Genomic DNA, 268 nt, shown 5'->3' on the forward strand with positions numbered 1-268 from the left:
GATATTACCTATGTATCGACGAAAGAAGGATGGTTGTATGTAGCAAGTCTGATGGACTTGTATTCTAGAAAAATTGTAGGTTGGCATGCTGATCGTACGATGACAAAAGAATTAGTATTGAAGGCTTTACAACAAGCTTATTTCCGTCAAAAACCGGAAGGTTCAGTCTTGCATCATTCTGATCGAGGAATTCAATATGCTTCCCATGATTATCAAAAACAATTACAACAGTATGGAATGCAATGTAGCATGAGTAGAAAAGGGAACT

General features: G+C 36.9%; 1 protein-coding gene. It reads left to right on the plus strand.

The features are described from left to right. Window positions 1–268, plus strand: a 268-nt coding sequence (locus tag ACQRBL_RS32845; protein WP_427736499.1) for a DDE-type integrase/transposase/recombinase, incomplete at both ends; no start/stop codon positions are given.

It is taken from the genome of Bacillus sp. AF62 (assembly GCF_050312695.1).
GTDB lineage: Bacteria > Bacillota > Bacilli > Bacillales > Bacillaceae_G > Bacillus_A > Bacillus_A cereus.